The organism is Leptothrix mechoopdaensis (SeqCode), from assembly GCF_053893855.1.
This window is the reverse complement of record NZ_CM132699.1, coordinates 2,967,995-2,983,638: the sequence shown is the minus strand read 5'-3', so window position 1 is coordinate 2,983,638 and position 15,644 is coordinate 2,967,995. Positions and strand designations below refer to the sequence as shown.

The 15,644-nt window shown below is 70.3% G+C and carries 13 protein-coding genes; 3 read left to right on the top strand and 10 right to left on the bottom strand.

Going from position 1 to position 15,644, the window contains the following annotated elements; all coding sequences use genetic code 11:
* Positions 1–133: 133 nt before the first annotated feature.
* From ACWA7K_RS12940 to ACWA7K_RS12910, 7 genes are all read right to left on the bottom strand, one after another.
* Complete coding sequence (locus ACWA7K_RS12940) at positions 134–658, bottom strand: hypothetical protein (RefSeq protein WP_456161816.1); 525 nt, start codon at positions 656–658, stop codon at positions 134–136.
* Between the two features lie 256 nt (positions 659–914).
* Complete coding sequence (garD, locus tag ACWA7K_RS12935; protein ID WP_456210143.1) at positions 915–2,495, bottom strand: galactarate dehydratase; 1,581 nt, start codon at positions 2,493–2,495, stop codon at positions 915–917.
* Positions 2,496–2,527: 32 nt separating this feature from the next.
* Positions 2,528–3,505, bottom strand: a complete 978-nt coding sequence (locus tag ACWA7K_RS12930) for an SMP-30/gluconolactonase/LRE family protein (protein ID WP_456210141.1) — start codon at positions 3,503–3,505, stop codon at positions 2,528–2,530.
* 14 nt (positions 3,506–3,519) lie between these two features.
* Entirely contained in the window at positions 3,520–4,803 is a 1,284-nt protein-coding gene (locus ACWA7K_RS12925; protein ID WP_456161813.1) for a TRAP transporter large permease, read from the bottom strand.
* Between the two features lie 30 nt (positions 4,804–4,833).
* On the bottom strand, positions 4,834–5,340 hold the full coding sequence (locus tag ACWA7K_RS12920; protein WP_456168806.1) for a TRAP transporter small permease: 507 nt from the start codon (positions 5,338–5,340) through the stop codon (positions 4,834–4,836).
* A gap of 30 nt (positions 5,341–5,370) precedes the next feature.
* Positions 5,371–6,357, bottom strand: a complete 987-nt coding sequence (locus ACWA7K_RS12915; protein ID WP_456161812.1) for a TRAP transporter substrate-binding protein — start codon at positions 6,355–6,357, stop codon at positions 5,371–5,373.
* 88 nt (positions 6,358–6,445) lie between these two features.
* Positions 6,446–7,264: an NAD-dependent epimerase/dehydratase family protein gene (locus ACWA7K_RS12910; RefSeq protein ID WP_456161811.1), complete on the bottom strand. Its 819-nt coding sequence runs from the start codon at positions 7,262–7,264 to the stop codon at positions 6,446–6,448.
* 168 nt (positions 7,265–7,432) lie between these two features.
* Here ACWA7K_RS12910 and ACWA7K_RS12905 point away from each other — a divergent pair, with 168 nt between their 5' ends.
* From ACWA7K_RS12905 to ACWA7K_RS12895, 3 genes are all read left to right on the top strand, one after another.
* The gene (locus tag ACWA7K_RS12905; protein WP_456161810.1) at positions 7,433–8,182 is read left to right on the top strand and encodes a FadR/GntR family transcriptional regulator; all 750 of its coding nucleotides are present in this window, start codon (positions 7,433–7,435) and stop codon (positions 8,180–8,182) included.
* A 182-nt stretch (positions 8,183–8,364) separates the two neighbouring features.
* Positions 8,365–9,276: a 5-dehydro-4-deoxyglucarate dehydratase gene (kdgD, locus tag ACWA7K_RS12900; RefSeq protein WP_456161809.1), complete on the top strand. Its 912-nt coding sequence runs from the start codon at positions 8,365–8,367 to the stop codon at positions 9,274–9,276.
* 40 nt (positions 9,277–9,316) lie between these two features.
* A complete protein-coding gene (locus tag ACWA7K_RS12895) occupies positions 9,317–10,756 on the top strand; it encodes an aldehyde dehydrogenase family protein (protein WP_456161808.1) in 1,440 nt (479 codons plus the stop codon).
* On the opposite strand, the gene ACWA7K_RS12890 is transcribed toward ACWA7K_RS12895, so the two are convergent.
* Genes ACWA7K_RS12890 through ACWA7K_RS12880 form a run of 3 tightly spaced genes read right to left on the bottom strand, consistent with a single transcriptional unit; the run spans position 10,757 to position 15,423 of the window.
* On the bottom strand, positions 10,757–11,923 hold the full coding sequence (locus ACWA7K_RS12890) for an HlyD family efflux transporter periplasmic adaptor subunit (protein WP_456161807.1): 1,167 nt from the start codon (positions 11,921–11,923) through the stop codon (positions 10,757–10,759).
* A 54-nt stretch (positions 11,924–11,977) separates the two neighbouring features.
* Positions 11,978–14,107 carry an ATP-binding cassette domain-containing protein gene (locus ACWA7K_RS12885; protein WP_456161806.1) on the bottom strand — a complete coding sequence of 710 codons (2,130 nt, stop codon included), beginning with the start codon at positions 14,105–14,107 and terminating at the stop codon, positions 11,978–11,980.
* Entirely contained in the window at positions 14,104–15,423 is a 1,320-nt protein-coding gene (locus tag ACWA7K_RS12880) for a TolC family protein (protein WP_456161805.1), read from the bottom strand. The genes ACWA7K_RS12885 and ACWA7K_RS12880 overlap by 4 nt, the downstream gene beginning before the upstream one ends.
* Between the last annotated feature and the right edge of the window lie 221 nt (positions 15,424–15,644).

Sequence of the window (15,644 nt, the reverse complement as noted above, 5' to 3'; positions counted from 1 at the left end):
AGTCTAGGAATCGATGGCTGAAAGGCCCCGTGCAGACGGCACGATCCGGCAAATTCAAAGGTGACGGTGGGTAAGTTCCCCCACGTTCCGGGGGCGGGCGGCGGGAACCACCCGCCAGCCCCCGGCCGGGCGATCAGCCGCGACGGACGTCGTCGGCGCCCTTGCCGCCGCGCTTGCGCAGCAGGTCGTCAGCGCCCTTCGGGTTGTCGTCGGTGCTGGTGCCCGAACCGGCCGGCGCGGCGCGGGTGCCGCCCTTGTCGTCACCGGCAGCGTCGTCCGAGACGCCCTTGGCGCGCGTGCCACCCTTGTCGTCGCCAGCGGCGTCGTCCGAGACGCCCTTGGCGCGCGTGCCGCCCTTGTCGTCGCTGGCCGAAGACGAGCTGCTCGACGAGCTGCTGGACGAGGACGACGACTTGCTGCCCGACGACGAGCCGCCCGACGACGAGGACGACGAGCTCTTCGACGAGCCGCCCGACGACGAGGTGCCGCTCTTGCTGGCCAGCAGCATGACCGGCGCGCCGGCATCGGCCGCCGCCACGACGGCCGGGGCGGCGCTGAAGCTCACCGGCGCGGCCGGTTGGTAGGCCGCCTGGGCGACGGTGCTGGCGAAGCCGAAGGCGGCGATGGCGAAGGCGATGGGCAGTTGGCGCGTGGTCATGGTGTCTCTCCGTTAAAGATGGGAACGTTTCCCATGTGTTGAAGTATAGAGAGGTCCTCGGCCTTGTCGATGTGTCTTCAGGAAACTTTCTTGTGAATGAATTGAGGGTGAATGAGGCTCGCAGGGCCCATCCAGCAGGAGCCGCCTGGCTTCAAGGTGGCTTCAAGGCGGTCGTGAACGGCTCCGGAATGGGAAAGGGCCGCAGATGCGGCCCCCTTGTTCGATCCGACGGTCATCCCGTCCGGCCCGGTTCGCCTCAGGTCACGGGCGCCGGGTTGAACAGCACCAGCGCGTTGTGCAGCTTCCAGCGTTCGGCCCAGGTCGGGCGGCCGCTGGCCGTGGCGAGGATCTGCTCGAACAGCGCCTCGCCGGTCGACTCGACCGTGGCCTCGCCGCTGGCGATGGCGCCGGCGTCCAGGTCCATCAGGTCATGCCAGCGCCGGGCGAGTTCGCTGCGCGTGGCGACCTTGATGACCGGACAGGCGGCCAGGCCGTAGGGCGTGCCACGGCCGGTGGTGAAGACGTGCACGTTCATGCCGGCGGCCAGCTGCAGCGTGCCGCAGATGAAGTCGCTGGCCGGCGTGGCGGCGTAGACCAGGCCGCGCTGACCGGGCGCCAGCTTGTCGCCGGGTGCCAGCACCGAGGCGATCGGCGCCCGCCCGCTCTTGATCACCGAGCCCATCGCCTTCTCGACGATGTTGGACAGCCCGCCGGCCTTGTTGCCCGGCGTGGTGTTGGCGCTGCGGTCGACCCGGCCGCGGTCCAGGTAGCGGTCGTACCAGGACAGCTCGCGCACGATCGCCTCGGCGACCTCGGGCGTGGCGGCGCGCGCGGTCAGCTGCTCGACGGCGTCGCGCACCTCGGTGTTCTCGCTGAACATGACCGTCGCGCCGGCGCGCACCAGCAGGTCGGCGGCATGGCCGACCGCCGGGTTGGCGGTGACGCCCGAGAACGCGTTGCTGCCGCCGCACTGCACGCCCACCACCAGCGCGCTGGCCGGCACGGTCTGGCGGCGCCGCCGGTCCAGCCGTTCGAGATGCGGCCGGGCCCGCGCGACGATCGCGTCGACCATGCTCATGTAGCCGACGTGCGCGGCGTCCTGCAGGCAGACGGTGTCCGGGCCGCTGGCGGCGTTGCCTTCGGTCTGGATGCCGAAGCTGCCCGGTGGCAGCAGCCGGTCGGGCTGCAGCTTCTCGCAGCCCAGGCTGACGACCATCACCTCGCCGCCGAAGTTCGGGTTCAGGCTGATGTGGCGCAGCGTGCGGATCGGGATCACCGCATCGGGCGCGTCGATCGCCACGCCGCAGCCGTAGCTGTGTTCCAGGCCGACGACGCCGTCGACGTTCGGGAACAGCGGCAGCAGCTCGGCCTCGATGCGCCGCACCGCATGGGCGACCACGCCGGCCACGCACTGCACCGTCGTCGTCACCGCCAGCAGGTTGCGGGTGCCGACGCTGCCATCGGCGTTGACATAGCCCTCGAAGGTGCGGCCCTCCAGTGGCGGCAGGTCGACACGCGGGGCGCTGGCCATCGGCAGGCCGTCGAAGCCACGCGCCTCGGGCATGCGCAGCAGCCGTTCGTGGACCCAGCTCCCGGCGGCGATGGCGCGCAGCGCATAGCCGATCGGGACGCCGTAGCGGCGCACCGCCACGCCTTCGGCCAGGTCGACCAGCGCGACCTTGTGGCCTTGCGGCACGTGGTCGCGCAAGGTCAGGCCGGCGCCCGGCACGCCGTCGGGCAGGACGGTGCCGGCGCGCAGGCCGCCGTCGTTGGCGACGATCGCGACGTCGTCGTCCGGGTGGATGCGCAGCGTCAGCGGCGCGCGGGGCTCGGTCATGGCGTGGGGTCCAGGGCTGGCACAGGGCGGGCTCAGATTGCGCCGGCCGTGTTGACGTACAGCGCGTAGAGCGAATGGCTGGCCGCCATGAACAGGCGGTTGTGGCGCGCACCGCCGAAGCAGACGTTGGCGCAGCGTTCGGGCAGGTGGACGTGGCCGATCGGCGTGCCGTCGGGGGCGTAGACGCGCACGCCGTCGAGCGTGGCGGCATCCGAGTTCGCCGCGCCGGTGCTGCCGTAGCCGCACCACAGGTTGCCGTCGCGGTCGACCGCCATGCCGTCGAGCGCGCCGTGGTCGTCGGCCGACACCAGCAGGCGCCGCTCGCCCAGCGTGCCGTCGGGCCGGTGCGGCCAGGCCCAGATGCGGCGCGGCGTCGCGCGGCTCTCGATCACGTACAGCAGCGACTCGTCGGGCGAGAAGGCCAGCCCGTTGGGCGCCGCCAGGTCGTCGATCACGCAGCGCAGCGCGAGCGTCTGCGGGTCGATGCGGTAGACCGCGTGCGGCCGCTCGGGCGTGGCGCGTTCGCCTTCCCAGTCGCTCTCGATGCCGAAGCTCGGGTCGGTGAACCAGACCGCGCCGTCGCGCGTGACGGTGATGTCGTTGGGCGAGTTCAGCCGCGCGCCGTCGAAGCGGTCGGCCAGCACGGTGATGCGGCCGTCGTGTTCGGTGCGGGTGATGCGCCGGCCCAGGTGTTCGCAGCTGACCAGCCGGCCCTGCCGGTCACGCGCGTGGCCGTTCGCATGGCCGGCGGGATGGCGGAACACGCTGGTCGCGCCGGTGGTCTCGTCCCAGCGCAGGATGCGGTCGTTGGGGATGTCGCTGAGCAGCAGGAAACGCCCGTCGCCGAACCACACCGGCCCTTCGGCCCAGCGCAGCCCGCTGGCGAGCTGCTCGACACCGGCACTGAACAGCCGCAGCGAGCGCATGCGCGGATCGAGGATCTCGATGGCCGGATCGGGGTAACGCGCGCTCGGCTGGAAGGGGATCAGCGGACCGGTGGGTGCGGGCATGTCGGGGGCAGAGCTCATTTCAGCAGCAGGTTGGGCAGCCACATCGCGAAGCCGGGCACGTAGGTCACCAGCATCAGCGCGGCGATCAGCGCACCGTAGAACGGCCAGATGGTCTTCATGACCTCGCCGACCGAGATCTCGCCGATGGTGCAGCCGACGAACTGGGTCGTGCCGACCGGCGGCGTGTTCAGGCCGAGCGCGCAGTTGATCAGCATGACGATGCCGAACTGCTCGGTGGTCATGCCGTACTGCTGGCAGATCGGCAGGAAGATCGGCGTGCAGATCAGGATGGTCGCGGCCATGTCCAGGAAGGTGCCCAGCACGAACAGGATGATGTTGACCCACAGGAAGATCACCCACGGTTCGCTGCTCAGGCCCGACAGCATCTTGCCGGTCAGCTCGGCCACGCCGTACAGGCCGATCAGGTAGCCGAACATCGAGCTGATGCCGATCAGCAGCAGCACCGTGCCGGTCGTCTTGACCGCCTTGGCGGCCGCCTTGAGGAACTGCTCGCGGGTCAGCCGGCGGTAGACCACGGCCGACAGGAACAGCGCCCAGACCACCGCGACCGAGGCCGACTCGGTCGCCGTGAAGGCGCCCGACAGGATGCCGATGACGATGATCGCGACGATCGCCAGGCCCGGCAGCGACTGCACGAAGCTCTGGCCGACGATGGCCCAGCCCGGGAAGGTGCCGGCCGGATAGCCGCGCTTGACCGCCACCGCGTAGGCGGCCACGAGGTTGCAGACCGTCAGGATCGCCGCGGGCACCAGGCCGGCCAGGATCAGCGCGGCGACGCTCACCTTGCCGCTGGCCGCGAGCGTGAAGATGATCAGGTTGTGCGAGGTCGGCATCAGCGCGCCGACCAGCGAGGCGTGGGTCGTCACGTTGACCGCGTAGTCGGCGTGATAGCCCTCCTTCTTCATCTGCGGGATCAGCACCGCGCCCATCGCCGAGACGTCGGCCACCGGCGAGCCGGAGACGCCGCCGAACAGCGTGCAGGCCAGCACGTTGCTCATGCCCAGCCCCCCGCGCACATGGCCGGCCAGGGCCTTGGCGAAGGCGACGATGCGGTCGGCGATGCCGCCGTACATCATGATCTCGCCGGCGAAGATGAAGAACGGGATCGCCAGGAACGAGAACGGGTTCATCCCGGAAATCATCTGCTGGAAGCCCACCGCCAGCGGCAGGCCCTCGTAGAGCAGCGTGGCCAGCGAGGACAGCCCGATCGAGAAGGCCACCGGAACGCCCAGCAGCAGGAGGAGCGTGAAGCTCACGCAGAGGATGGTCAGCGCCATGACGGTCAGGCTCTCTTCTTCGGTTGCGGGTCAGTGCCAGGCCGGCTCGATCTCGGTGCCGTTGCGCAGCGCCAGGATGTGCTCGAACGAGAACAGCGCCACCAGCAGGCCGGCGACGGCCGGCGGCGCGTACTTGAAGGCTTCGGACAGGCCCAGCGTGGGGATCTTGTAGTCCCACACGCTGAGCGCCAGCAGGCTGCAGTTCCAGGCCATCGTCAGCCCGAACACCAGCACCAGCGCATGGATGACGTACTCCATGCGCAGGCGCACCCGCTCGGATGCCAGCACCAGCAGCGATTCCAGGCCGATGTGGCCGGCGTCGCGCACGCCCACGGCCATGCCGAGCATGGTCACGTAGAGCACCAGCAGCACGGCGCCGCTTTCGGCCCAGGTCGGCGTGTTGTTGAGGATGTAGCGGCCGATGACCTGGTAGAGCACCGCGACGATCAGCAGCACCAGGCCGGCCACGCCGAAGCCCATGCACAGCCGCGCGATCGCGGCACAGAAGCGGGTGTAGGGCGAGACGGACGTTTGCATCGTGTTCATCGCGGTCGGCTCCGGGCAGGCTTACTTGACCTCGCCGATGCGGCGGACCATGTCCTGCAGCTTCGGGTCCTTCAGGAACTTGTCGTAGACCGGCCGGGCGGCGGTCTGGAAGCTGGCCTTGTCGACGTCGATGATCTGCGCGCCACCGGCCTTGACGATGGCCAGCGACTTCTCCTCGCGCTCGTCCCACAGCTTGCGCATGTAGACGACCGACTCGCGCGCGGCGGCGCGGATCTGCTTCTGCTCATCGGCCGACAGCGTGTCCCAGATGCGCTTGGAGAACAGCAGGATCTCCGGTGCCATCGAGTGTTCCGTGCGGTTGTAGAAGTGCGCGACCTCGAAGTGGCGGGTGCTCTCGTAGCTCGGGTAGTTGTTCTCGGCGGCATCGACCAGGCCGGTCTTCAGCGCGGTGTAGACCTCGCCGAACGGCATCGGCGTGGCGTTGGCGCCCATCGCCTCCATCAGCGCGACCCACAGGTCCGACTGCTGCACGCGGATCTTCATGCCCTTGGTGTCGGCCACCGTCTTGACCGGCTTCTTGACCGAGTAGATCGAGCGCGCGCCCGAGTCGTAGAAGGCCAGCCCGATGAAGCCCTGGGCCTCGCAGTCCTTCAGGATCTCGTCGCCGATCGCGCCGTCCAGCACCTTGCGCATGTGCTCGGTCGAGCGGAACAGGAAGGGCATCGTCGGCACCATCGTGGCCGGGCAGATGTTGTTCATCGGCGCGACGTTCACGCGGGTCATCGCCAGCGCGCCGAGCTTGGTCTGCTCGATGGTGTCCTTCTCGCCGCCGAGCGCCGACTTGGAGAACACCTTGATGCTGTGCTTGCCGCCGCTGCTCTTGGCCAGCAGCTCGCCCATGTGGCGCACGGCCATCACGGTCGGGTAGTCGTCCGGGTGGATGTCGGACGAGCGGAATTCGGTCGCCTGCGCGTTCAGGCCGGCGACGGCCAGCAGCGTGGCGGCGGTCAGCCGGGTCAGGCGGCCGAGGGAGCGGATCGGGTTCATGTCGTGTCTCCTGTGGGGGTTCGTCGTGGGGGTGCGTCGAGAACGTGTGTCGAGAACGTCTGTCGAGAACGTCTGGGGTGGGCCCGTGTCAGTCGAATGGCCCGGTGCGCACGAAGGCGCCGCCCTGGTAGAGGACGGCGGGGTCGTGGCGGTCGAGCACCGGTTCGGCCGCCTCCAGCGCCGGGCGGAAGGGCTCGGAGCTGTCCTGCGGTCGCCAGCCCAGGTGGCGCGCCGAGGTGTTGTCCCACCAGGTGGTGGTGTTGTCGCCCATGCCGTAGACGATGGTGTGGCCGACCACCGGCGCGGTCAGGCTGGCCATGACCAGGCGTTCGAGGTCGTCGAAGCTCATCCAGGTGGCCAGCATCCGGCGCGTCTTCGGCGCCGCGAAGGACGAGCCGATGCGCACGCTGACGGTCTCGATGCCGTGGCGGTCGAAATAGAGCTGGGCGAGGTTCTCGCCGAAGGCCTTCGACAGGCCGTACAGGCCGTCCGGCCGGACGGGGTCCTGCGGCGAGATCACCTCGTCCTGGCGGTAGAAGCCGGTGACGTGGTTGGAGCTGGCGAAGACGATGCGGCGCACGCCGTGGCGGCGGGCGGCCTCGTACAGGTGGTAGGTGCCGACGATGTTGGCCTGCAGGATCGGCTGCCAGGGCTGTTCGGTCGACACGCCGCCCAGGTGCACGACCGCGTCGACGCCGTCGAGCAGTGCCAGCACGGCGGCGGCGTCCTCCAGCGCGGCGGGCATCAGCTCCTCGCCGCTGGCGGCGCTGCCGAGGTCGGCGATGTCCGACAGCCGCAGCGTGTCGCAATAGGCCTTCAGGCGCGGGCGCAGTGCCTGGCCGAGACCGCCGGCAGCGCCGGTCAGCAGCAGTCGGCCGAATCGGAGGGGGGTCGGGTGTGCGGGCATGTGGCGGCCGATGCGGGCGGTTCGTTCAGGGACGGGAGGGGGCTGGAGCGGTGTGGGCGGACTTGCTACAGTGCATCGCCAGAGGTTGTGCGACGTAGGTTGTCGTACAACATGAGGCGGAATGTAGCCCCCGGCGGGCTGCGGCGACCTAGGGATATCACCAAGAACATGTCCAACGACGTTCAACAGGCAGGTGCCGATCCGGCGCGCCGTCGCAAGCCCCGATCGCTGGCGCTGGAACTGGTCGAATCGCTCGGCGACCGGATCCGCGAGGGCCGCCTGGCGACCGGCGACAAGCTGCCGACCGAGGCGGCGATCATGGCCGAGTTCGCGGTCAGCCGGACCGTCGTGCGCGAGGCCATCTCCAAGCTGCAGGCGGCCGGGCTGGTCGAGACGCGGCACGGCATCGGCACCTTCGTGACCGGTGTCGGCGAGGCGCCGGGCTTTCGCATCGGGCCGGAGCAGTTCAACACGCTGCGCGACGTCATCGCGGTGCTGGAGCTGCGCATCGGCATCGAGACCGAGGCGGCCGCGCTGGCCGCGATGCGCCGCAGCGACGGCAATCTCGTGCAGATGCGGGCGGCGCTCGACGCGGTGACGCGGGCGGTCGAGCAGGGGCGCGACGCGGTCGTTGCCGACTTCCAGTTCCACCTCGAGATCGCCCGCGCGACCCAGAACAGCCACTACACCGAGCTGATGGGCACGCTGGGCAGCGGCATCATCCCGCGGGCCCGGCTGGAGGCGGTCGACGCGCTCGACGACGATCGGCGGCAGTACCTGCGGCGGGTCAACAGCGAGCACGAGAGCATCTACGACGCGATCGTCAACCAGGATCCGGACGCGGCCCGCGCGGCCATGCGCACCCACCTGGCCAACAGCCGCGAGCGGCGTCGCCGGGCCCAGGCCGAAGCCGGTTGAGCCGGGCGGGGGGCGGCGCCTGTTGCGTGCGGGTCCGTGCGGGTCCGTGCGGTTGCGCGCTTGTGCGGTTGCGGTGAATCCGGTTTTAGTTGTACGATGACCTACAACAAGTCGGCGATTTGTCCCGTTCCGCTGTTCCACCGTCACGCCGTCGCGCCCACCCACGCCAGGAGAACCGTCCCATGTCACCCCAGGAGCTCAAGCACGTCATGCAGGCCGGCCTGCTGTCCTTCCCGCTGACCGACTTCGACGCGCAGCTGCGCTTCGCGCCGCGTCCGTATGCCGAGCGGCTGGAATGGCTGCAGCCCTATGGCGCGTCGGTGCTGTTCGCGGCCGGCGGCACCGGCGAGTTCTTCTCGCTGACGCCGGCCGAGTACAGCGAGGTAATGCGGGTCGCGCTCGACACCTGCCGCGGCCGCACCCCGATCGTCGGCGGCGCTGGCGGCGGCACGACGCTGGCCATCCAGTACGCGCAGGAAGCCGAACGGCTGGGCGCGCAGGGCGTGCTGCTGCTGCCGCACTACCTGACCGAGGCCAGCCAGGAAGGCCTGGTGGCGCACGTCGCGGCGGTCTGCGCGAGCGTGCGCATCGGCGTGATCGTCTACAACCGCGGCGCCTGCCGGCTGACCCCCGCCAGCCTGCAGCAGCTGGCCGAGCGCTGCCCGAACCTGGTCGGCTTCAAGGACGGCCTGGGCGACATCGAGCGCTTCGTCGCGATCCGCCAGACGATGGGCGACCGTTTCGCGTATCTCGGCGGCCTGCCCACGGCCGAGGTCTACGCCGGTGCCTACAAGGCGATGGGCTGCCCGGTCTACTCGTCGGCGGTCTTCAACTTCATCCCGCGCACGGCGATGGACTTCTACAACGCCCATGCGGCCGGTGACGAGGCCACCTGCAACCGCCTGATCCGCGAGTTCTTCCTGCCCTACATCGCGCTGCGCAACCAGGGCGAGGGCTATGCGGTGTCGATCGTGAAGGCCGGCGCGACGCTGGCCGGCCACGGCGCCGGCCCGGTCCGCCCGCCGCTGTCGGACCTGAAGCCGGCCGAGGTCGAGCAGCTCGCCGCGCTGATGGCGCGGCTCGGTCCGCAGTGAGTCCGGTCATGAACGCCGTGCCGCGCCGCGAGGTCGTCCGATGACCCCGAACCTGATCGGCGGCGAGTGGGTCGAGGGCCCGCGCGCCAGCCGCAACGTCAACCCGTCCGACACCCGCGACCTGATCGGCGAATACGCCCAGGCCGATGCGGCGCAGGCACGTGCGGCGGTTGCCGCCGCGCGCGCCGCCTTCCCGGCCTGGTCGATGAGCACGCCGCAGCAGCGCTTCGACCTGCTGGACGGCGTCGGCGGCGAGATCCTGGCGCGCCGCACCGAACTGGGTGACCTGCTGGCGCGGGAGGAGGGCAAGACCTTGCCCGAGGCGGTCGGCGAGGTCGTCCGCGCCGGCAACATCTTCAAGTTCTTTGCCGGCGAGGCGCTGCGGGTCGGCGGCGAGTCGATCGCGTCGGTCCGCCCGGGCATCGGCGTGGAGGTCACGCGCGAGGCGCTCGGCGTGGTCGGCCTGATCACGCCGTGGAACTTCCCCATCGCGATCCCGGCCTGGAAGCTCGCGCCCGCGCTCGCCTTCGGCAACACGGTGGTCATGAAGCCGGCCGAACTGGTGCCGGCCTCGGCCTGGGCGGTTGCCGACATGCTGCACCGCCACGGCTGTCCGGCGGGGGTCTTCAACCTGGTGATGGGGCGTGGCGCCGAGGTCGGTGCGGTGCTGCTGGAGGATCGCCGGGTCGACGCGATCAGCTTCACCGGCAGCGTCGCCACCGGCCAGAAGATCGCCCAGGCCTGCGTCGCGCGGATGGCGAAGTTCCAGCTCGAGATGGGCGGCAAGAACCCGATGGTGGTGCTCGACGACGCCGATCTGGACGTCGCCGTCGCGGCCGCCCTCCACTCGGGCTACTTCAGCACCGGCCAGCGCTGCACGGCATCGAGTCGGCTGATCGTCACGCGCGGCATCCATGACCGCTTCGTGGCCGCACTGACCGAACGCCTGCGCGCCCTGAAGGTCGACGATGCCCGCAAGGCCGGGACCGAGATCGGCCCGGTGGTCGATGCCGGCCAGCTCGAACAGGACCTGGCCTGGATCGCCATTGGCGAGGCCGAAGGCGCGCGGCGGGTGTTCGGCGGCGAGGCCATCGGCCACAGCAGCGACGGCGCGCCCGGCCACTACCTGCGCCCGGCGCTGTTCGTCGACACGACGCCGGAGATGCGCATCAACCGCGAGGAGATCTTCGGCCCGGTCGTCAGCGTGATCGCCGCGCGCGACTACGACGAGGCGCTGGCGCTGGCCAACGACACGCCCTTCGGCCTGGCCGCCGGCATCGCCACGACCAGCCTGAAACACGCGACCCACTTCAAGCGCCACGCCCAGGCCGGCATGGTGATGGTCAACCTGCCGACCGCCGGGGTCGACTACCACGTGCCCTTCGGCGGTCGCAAGGGCAGCAGCCACGGCCCGCGCGAGCAGGGGCGCTACGCGGCGGAGTTCTACACGACCGTCAAGACGGCCTACACGCAGGCCTGATCAGCGCTCGACCAGCGATTCCGACACCGTCTTGAAGACCGGCTTGACCAGGTAGCCGAGCACGGTGTTGGCGCCGGTGATGACCTCGACCGTCGTCGTCATGCCGGGCTGGATCTCGACCTTGCGGGCCTTGTCGCCCTTGAAGCGCTTGGCGGTGATGCGGATGTGCGCGCGGTAGTAGGCCTGGTCGCCTTGCGGGGTCTTCTCGACCAGCGCGTCCGGGCTGATGTAGTCGACCTTGCCTTCCATCGAGCCGTAAATGCTGTAGTCGTAGGCATCGAGCTTGATCGTCGCGGGCAGGCCGGCATGCACGAAGCCGATGTCGGAGCCGCGCACCTTGGCCTCGACGATCAGCTCGTCGCCGGTGGGCAGCACCTGCATGATCTCGTCGCCCGGGCGCAGCACTGCGCCGATGGTGGTCTGGTTGATCAGGTTGACGATGCCGTCGGTCGGTGCGCGCAGCTCGGCGTGTTCGAGCTGGGCGGACCGGTCGGCCAGCACCTGCTCGACCGATGCCAGGTCTTCCTCGACCTTGGCCATGTCGGTCTGCGCGTCCTGGAAGAACTTGTTGCGCAGCTTGGTCACCATCGCCTGGGCCTCGTTGACGGTGCGGCGCAGGCGCAGCACCTCGGAGGCGCTGATGTCGCCGGTCTTCTCAAGCGGCAGGATCAGCGTCAGTTCCTGGTCGGCCAGCCGTTCGCTTTCGGTCAGCGCGCGGATCTCGGACTCCAGCGCCTCGCGGCGGCGGCTGTGGAGCTGGCGCTGGTTGGTCGTGAAGGCGTCATAGCCGGCCAGCGAGGCCGGGAACTCCAGCGGCTTGCCGTAGACCTCGGCGCGCAGCCGGGCGAGCGCGGCCCGCAACGCGGCGGCGCGGCCCTGGGTCTCGGTCAGCGCGGCACGCGCCTTGGCGTCGTCCAGCCGCACCAGCAGCTGGTTGCGGGTGACGGCCTCGCCTTCGCGCACGAGGATCTCGCGCACCACGCCGCCGTCGGGCGCCTGGACGCTCTGGGTACGCGACGTCGCGATGACCTTGCCGGGCGCGCGCGTGACCTGCTCCAGCTCGGCCACGGCGGCCCAGCCCAGGAAGAGGGCGCCGAACAGCGCGGTGCCGATCAGGGCATGGCGGTGGCGCGAGGCGCTGTCACCGAGTCGTTTGCTCGTGGCCATGGGGGCTCGATTTCTGGTTCAGGGGAAGGGGAACGGGGTGGCGTGGCGAGCGGTTCAGGCGGGCTGTGCGGCAGCGTTCGGCTGTGCAGCAGGCTGACGGCTGCGCGCCAGCTGCGACAGCACGGCATCGCGCGGGCCGTCGAGCAGCACGCCGCCGTTCTGCGGATCGATCACGACGATGCGGTCGACCAGTGCCAGCAGCGCCGGGCGGTGCGTCACCAGCAGCATCGTGCGGCCGGCCTTCAGGGCCTCGGCCAGCACGGCAACGCAGTGCTGCTCCATGCCCTCGTCCATGCCGGAGGTCGGCTCGTCGAGCAGCCAGATGCGCTTGTCGGCGATCAGGTGGCGGGTCAGCGCGACCAGCTGGCGCTGACCGCCCGACAGGCCCTTGCCGCCTTCGGAGATCGGCAGTTCCAGGCCCTTGGCGCTCTGGCCGATCAGGCGCCACAGACCGGTCTTGCGGCAGGCGTCGATGACGGCCTCGTCGCCGAGGTCGGGCTGACCCAGCAGCAGGTTGTCGCGCAGCGTGCCCGAGCACAGCCAGCTGGTCTGCGGCATGTGGGCGACGTGCGTGGCGACCCAGCCGGCGTGCAGCTGGGACAGGTCCAGGCCGTCGAGGTAGACGGTGCCCTTCTTGGGCCGGAACTGGCCGCTGGCCAGGCCGAGCAGCGTGCTCTTGCCGGCGCCGATCGGGCCGATCAGGGCGACCCGCTCGCCCGCGCCGATCTGCAGCTGCGCGATGTTCACGGCGGTGTTGCGGCCGGGGTAGGCGAACTCGACGCCCTCGAAGCGCAACTCGCCGCGGGCCGGGCCGGGCACGATCGGGCGTTCGATGTCGTCGTTGTCGCGCTTGAGCCGGAAGACGGCTTCCAGCCCCTTCAGCGCCGCCGATGCATGGGCCAGCTGCACGATCAGGCCGGGGATCATGGCCGAGGGCCCCATCACGCGGCCCGACAGGATCGAGCAGGCGATCAGAGCCCCCTGCGTGATGTGGCCCTGGATCGTCAGCGTCGCGCCCAGCGCGACCATGCCGACGTAGCCGATCTGCTGGAACGCGGCGGCCAGGTAGCCGGTGGCGTCCGTCAGGTGCTTGATCTGCAGCGACTGGCTGGCGTTGGTCTCGACCAGGCCGGACCAGCGGCCCTCGAAGCGCCAGCCGGCGCCCAGGCCCTTGATGGTCTCGGCGCCCTCGATCGACTCGACCAGCAGGCCGGTCTTGCGGTTGCTGGTGTCGACGCTGGCGGCGACCAGCCGGTTCATGCGGCGCCGCTGGATCAGGCCGGCGCAGGTGGCGATCGGGAACAGCACCAGCGGCACCGCCGCCATCAGCGGGCCGGCGATGGCCCAGATCACGACGACGAAGATCAGCGCCATCGGCAGGTCGAAGGCCAGGAACAGCGTCGAGGCCGACAGCACGCCGCGGATCATCTCGTAGCCCTGCAGCTGCGACGCCAGCGTGCCGACCATCGGCGGGCGCTGGTCCAGCCGCACCGCCATCAGGCGGGTGTAGATGGCCTTCGACAGGTTCAGGTCCATCTCCTTCAGGCGCGGCTCGATCAGGTGGGCGCGGGCAACCTTGACGAACCACTCCAGCAGGATGCTGAAGACGACGCCGACGCTCAGCACCCAGAGCGTCTGGTAGCCCTGGGAGGGGATCACGCGGTCGTAGACCTGCATGCTGTAGAACGACACCAGCAGCGCGATGACGGTCAGCAGCAGCGAGGTCAGCCCGGCCTCGATGAAGACGCTGCGGTTGGCCTTGAACTGCTCGCGCACCAGTTGCGCGGCGGTGGCGTGGCCGGCGCGGCCCTCGTCCAGCACGATGCGGTGCAGGCAGGCCGTGCCATCCAGCGGCAGGCTCAGGCGCTTGCCCTGCGCGTCCTGGGCCTGCCACAGCCCGTGGGCGTCGCGCGACAGGATCACCAGCCAGCCGTGTTCGTCGTGGCGGCACAGCAGCGGCAGGGCGGCCACGTCCGGGCGGTCCAGCCGCACGAAGCGGGCGCCGGGATCGAGCTCTCCGGCCGACTCGGCCACGCCCGGTGTCCAGTCGTCCGCCCCCGGCCCGGGCAACGGGATCGCCAGCTTCCCCAGCACCGTCTTGATCTGGCCGCGCGGCAGCGCATGGCCCTTGAGCTGCAGCCAGCGGCCCAGCGTCGCGCCAAGCGCCTCGTGTTCTGTCGTCATTCGGGGATGTCCTGGCCGAGGAGGAAGTCGTTGTTGAGATCGGGGGCACGCAGCAGCAGCAGCACGCGGAAGGTGGACACGCGCTGGTCGATCAGCGCGTTGGCGGCGTCGAGGTCGGCCTGGTGGACCTCGCGGACCATGTTGAGGAGTTCGAGCCAGCCGCGCTTGCCGGCGTCGAACTGGCGCCGGTAGGACGCCAGCACGGACGCGCTGGTCTGCGCGTAGGAGCGCGTCAGCCGGGCGCGCTGGTCGGCCGAGGCGAGCCGGGTGTGTTCCTGCGTGTACTGGTCGCGCAGTTCGGTGCGCAGCGTTTCCACCGCCAGGCGAGCCGACTGGATGCGCGCCTCCTGCACGTCCAGCGCGGCCAGGCCGCCGAGCCCGGCGCCGGTCGATCCCTGCACCGCGATCGAGATCTTCTCGTCCTTGACGGCGCCCCATTGGTGGTCGAGCCGCAGGAAAACCTGAGGGTGCAGCCCGGCGCGGCGCTGGGCCAGTTCGGTGCGGGCGATGTCGATGTCGACCGTCGCGCGGTGCAGCGCCGGCGCCGACTCGATCGAGTCGAGCAGGTCGGCCAGCGGTGGCACCGCCGGCAACGCGCCGTCCAGGTCGCCGAGCAGCCCTTCGTCGACCGGTCCGGCGCTGCTGCGTTCGAGCTGGGAACGGCTGAAGGACAGGTCGATGCGGGCCTGCGCCTGCTCGCCCAGTGCGCTCTCGAGCCGGGCGCGCGCGAGCGCCTCGTCGGAGACCGTCGCGGAGCCTTGTGCATAACGCCGGCTGATCATCTCCAGCAGGGCGGTCTGCTGCTCGACCAGCGCGGACAGCTGCCGCACCTTCAGGTCGGCGCGGGCCCAATCGGACCAGTTCGCGGTGATCTTCAACGCGAGGTTGCGCTGGGTCTCGCGCAAGGTGTGGCGGGCGCGGGTGGCCTGGTGGCGGGCCAGGTCGATGCCGGAGGTGATCAGGCCGCCGGTCCACAGCGGTTGCTGGAGCCGCACCAGATTCGAGTAGGGGTGTGTCGCGAACTTGCCGGCATATTCACGCGAGAAGCTGGCCGTCGGTGCCCGCTGCCAGCCGGCAGCCTCGCGCCCGGCCATCGCACCGGCCACCGCGCTGCGGGCCTCCAGGATCGACGCATGACCCTGGGTGGCGCGTGCGATGTGCTGACCGAGCGACTCGCCCCAGGTCGACGTGTCGTGCGTTTCGTCCACGGGAGCCGGCTGCGACATCACGTCGTCCAGCGTCAGGACCTGACGCTGTCCAGGGGCCGGGACGTTGGCGGGGCTGTCCGCCGGCGCGGCGGTGGAGGGTGCCGGCACGGCCATCACTAGCAGCACGCTGCAGGCGAGGCCGGTCGCCCAGCCGCTGCGGGAGCGGCGCTGCGGCTCCTCTCGGGGCGGCGCCAGGTCGCATCTTTCTGCTGGCCGTTGCGGGCCTGGTTGGCGCTTTTTCACGTGACCTCGACATGTGGGTGGACGGCGGCGAGTCTTGCCGTGGAGGTCGGGTCGAACAATTACTTGAATATGTTGGTGGAGGAGTT

What these genes read in the sequence shown, in the direction of transcription:
- ACWA7K_RS12940 (WP_456161816.1), bottom strand. Translation starts at nt 658, where the DNA reads ATGACCACGCGCCAACTGCCCATCGCCTTCGCCATCGCCGCCTTCGGC.
- garD (WP_456210143.1), bottom strand. Translation starts at nt 2,495, where the DNA reads ATGACCGAGCCCCGCGCGCCGCTGACGCTGCGCATCCACCCGGACGAC.
- ACWA7K_RS12930 (WP_456210141.1), bottom strand. Translation starts at nt 3,505, where the DNA reads ATGCCCGCACCCACCGGTCCGCTGATCCCCTTCCAGCCGAGCGCGCGT.
- ACWA7K_RS12925 (WP_456161813.1), bottom strand. Translation starts at nt 4,803, where the DNA reads ATGGCGCTGACCATCCTCTGCGTGAGCTTCACGCTCCTCCTGCTGCTG.
- ACWA7K_RS12920 (WP_456168806.1), bottom strand. Translation starts at nt 5,340, where the DNA reads ATGCAAACGTCCGTCTCGCCCTACACCCGCTTCTGTGCCGCGATCGCG.
- ACWA7K_RS12915 (WP_456161812.1), bottom strand. Translation starts at nt 6,357, where the DNA reads ATGAACCCGATCCGCTCCCTCGGCCGCCTGACCCGGCTGACCGCCGCC.
- ACWA7K_RS12910 (WP_456161811.1), bottom strand. Translation starts at nt 7,264, where the DNA reads ATGCCCGCACACCCGACCCCCCTCCGATTCGGCCGACTGCTGCTGACC.
- ACWA7K_RS12905 (WP_456161810.1), top strand. Translation starts at nt 7,433, where the DNA reads ATGTCCAACGACGTTCAACAGGCAGGTGCCGATCCGGCGCGCCGTCGC.
- kdgD (WP_456161809.1), top strand. Translation starts at nt 8,365, where the DNA reads ATGTCACCCCAGGAGCTCAAGCACGTCATGCAGGCCGGCCTGCTGTCC.
- ACWA7K_RS12895 (WP_456161808.1), top strand. Translation starts at nt 9,317, where the DNA reads ATGACCCCGAACCTGATCGGCGGCGAGTGGGTCGAGGGCCCGCGCGCC.
- ACWA7K_RS12890 (WP_456161807.1), bottom strand. Translation starts at nt 11,923, where the DNA reads ATGGCCACGAGCAAACGACTCGGTGACAGCGCCTCGCGCCACCGCCAT.
- ACWA7K_RS12885 (WP_456161806.1), bottom strand. Translation starts at nt 14,107, where the DNA reads ATGACGACAGAACACGAGGCGCTTGGCGCGACGCTGGGCCGCTGGCTG.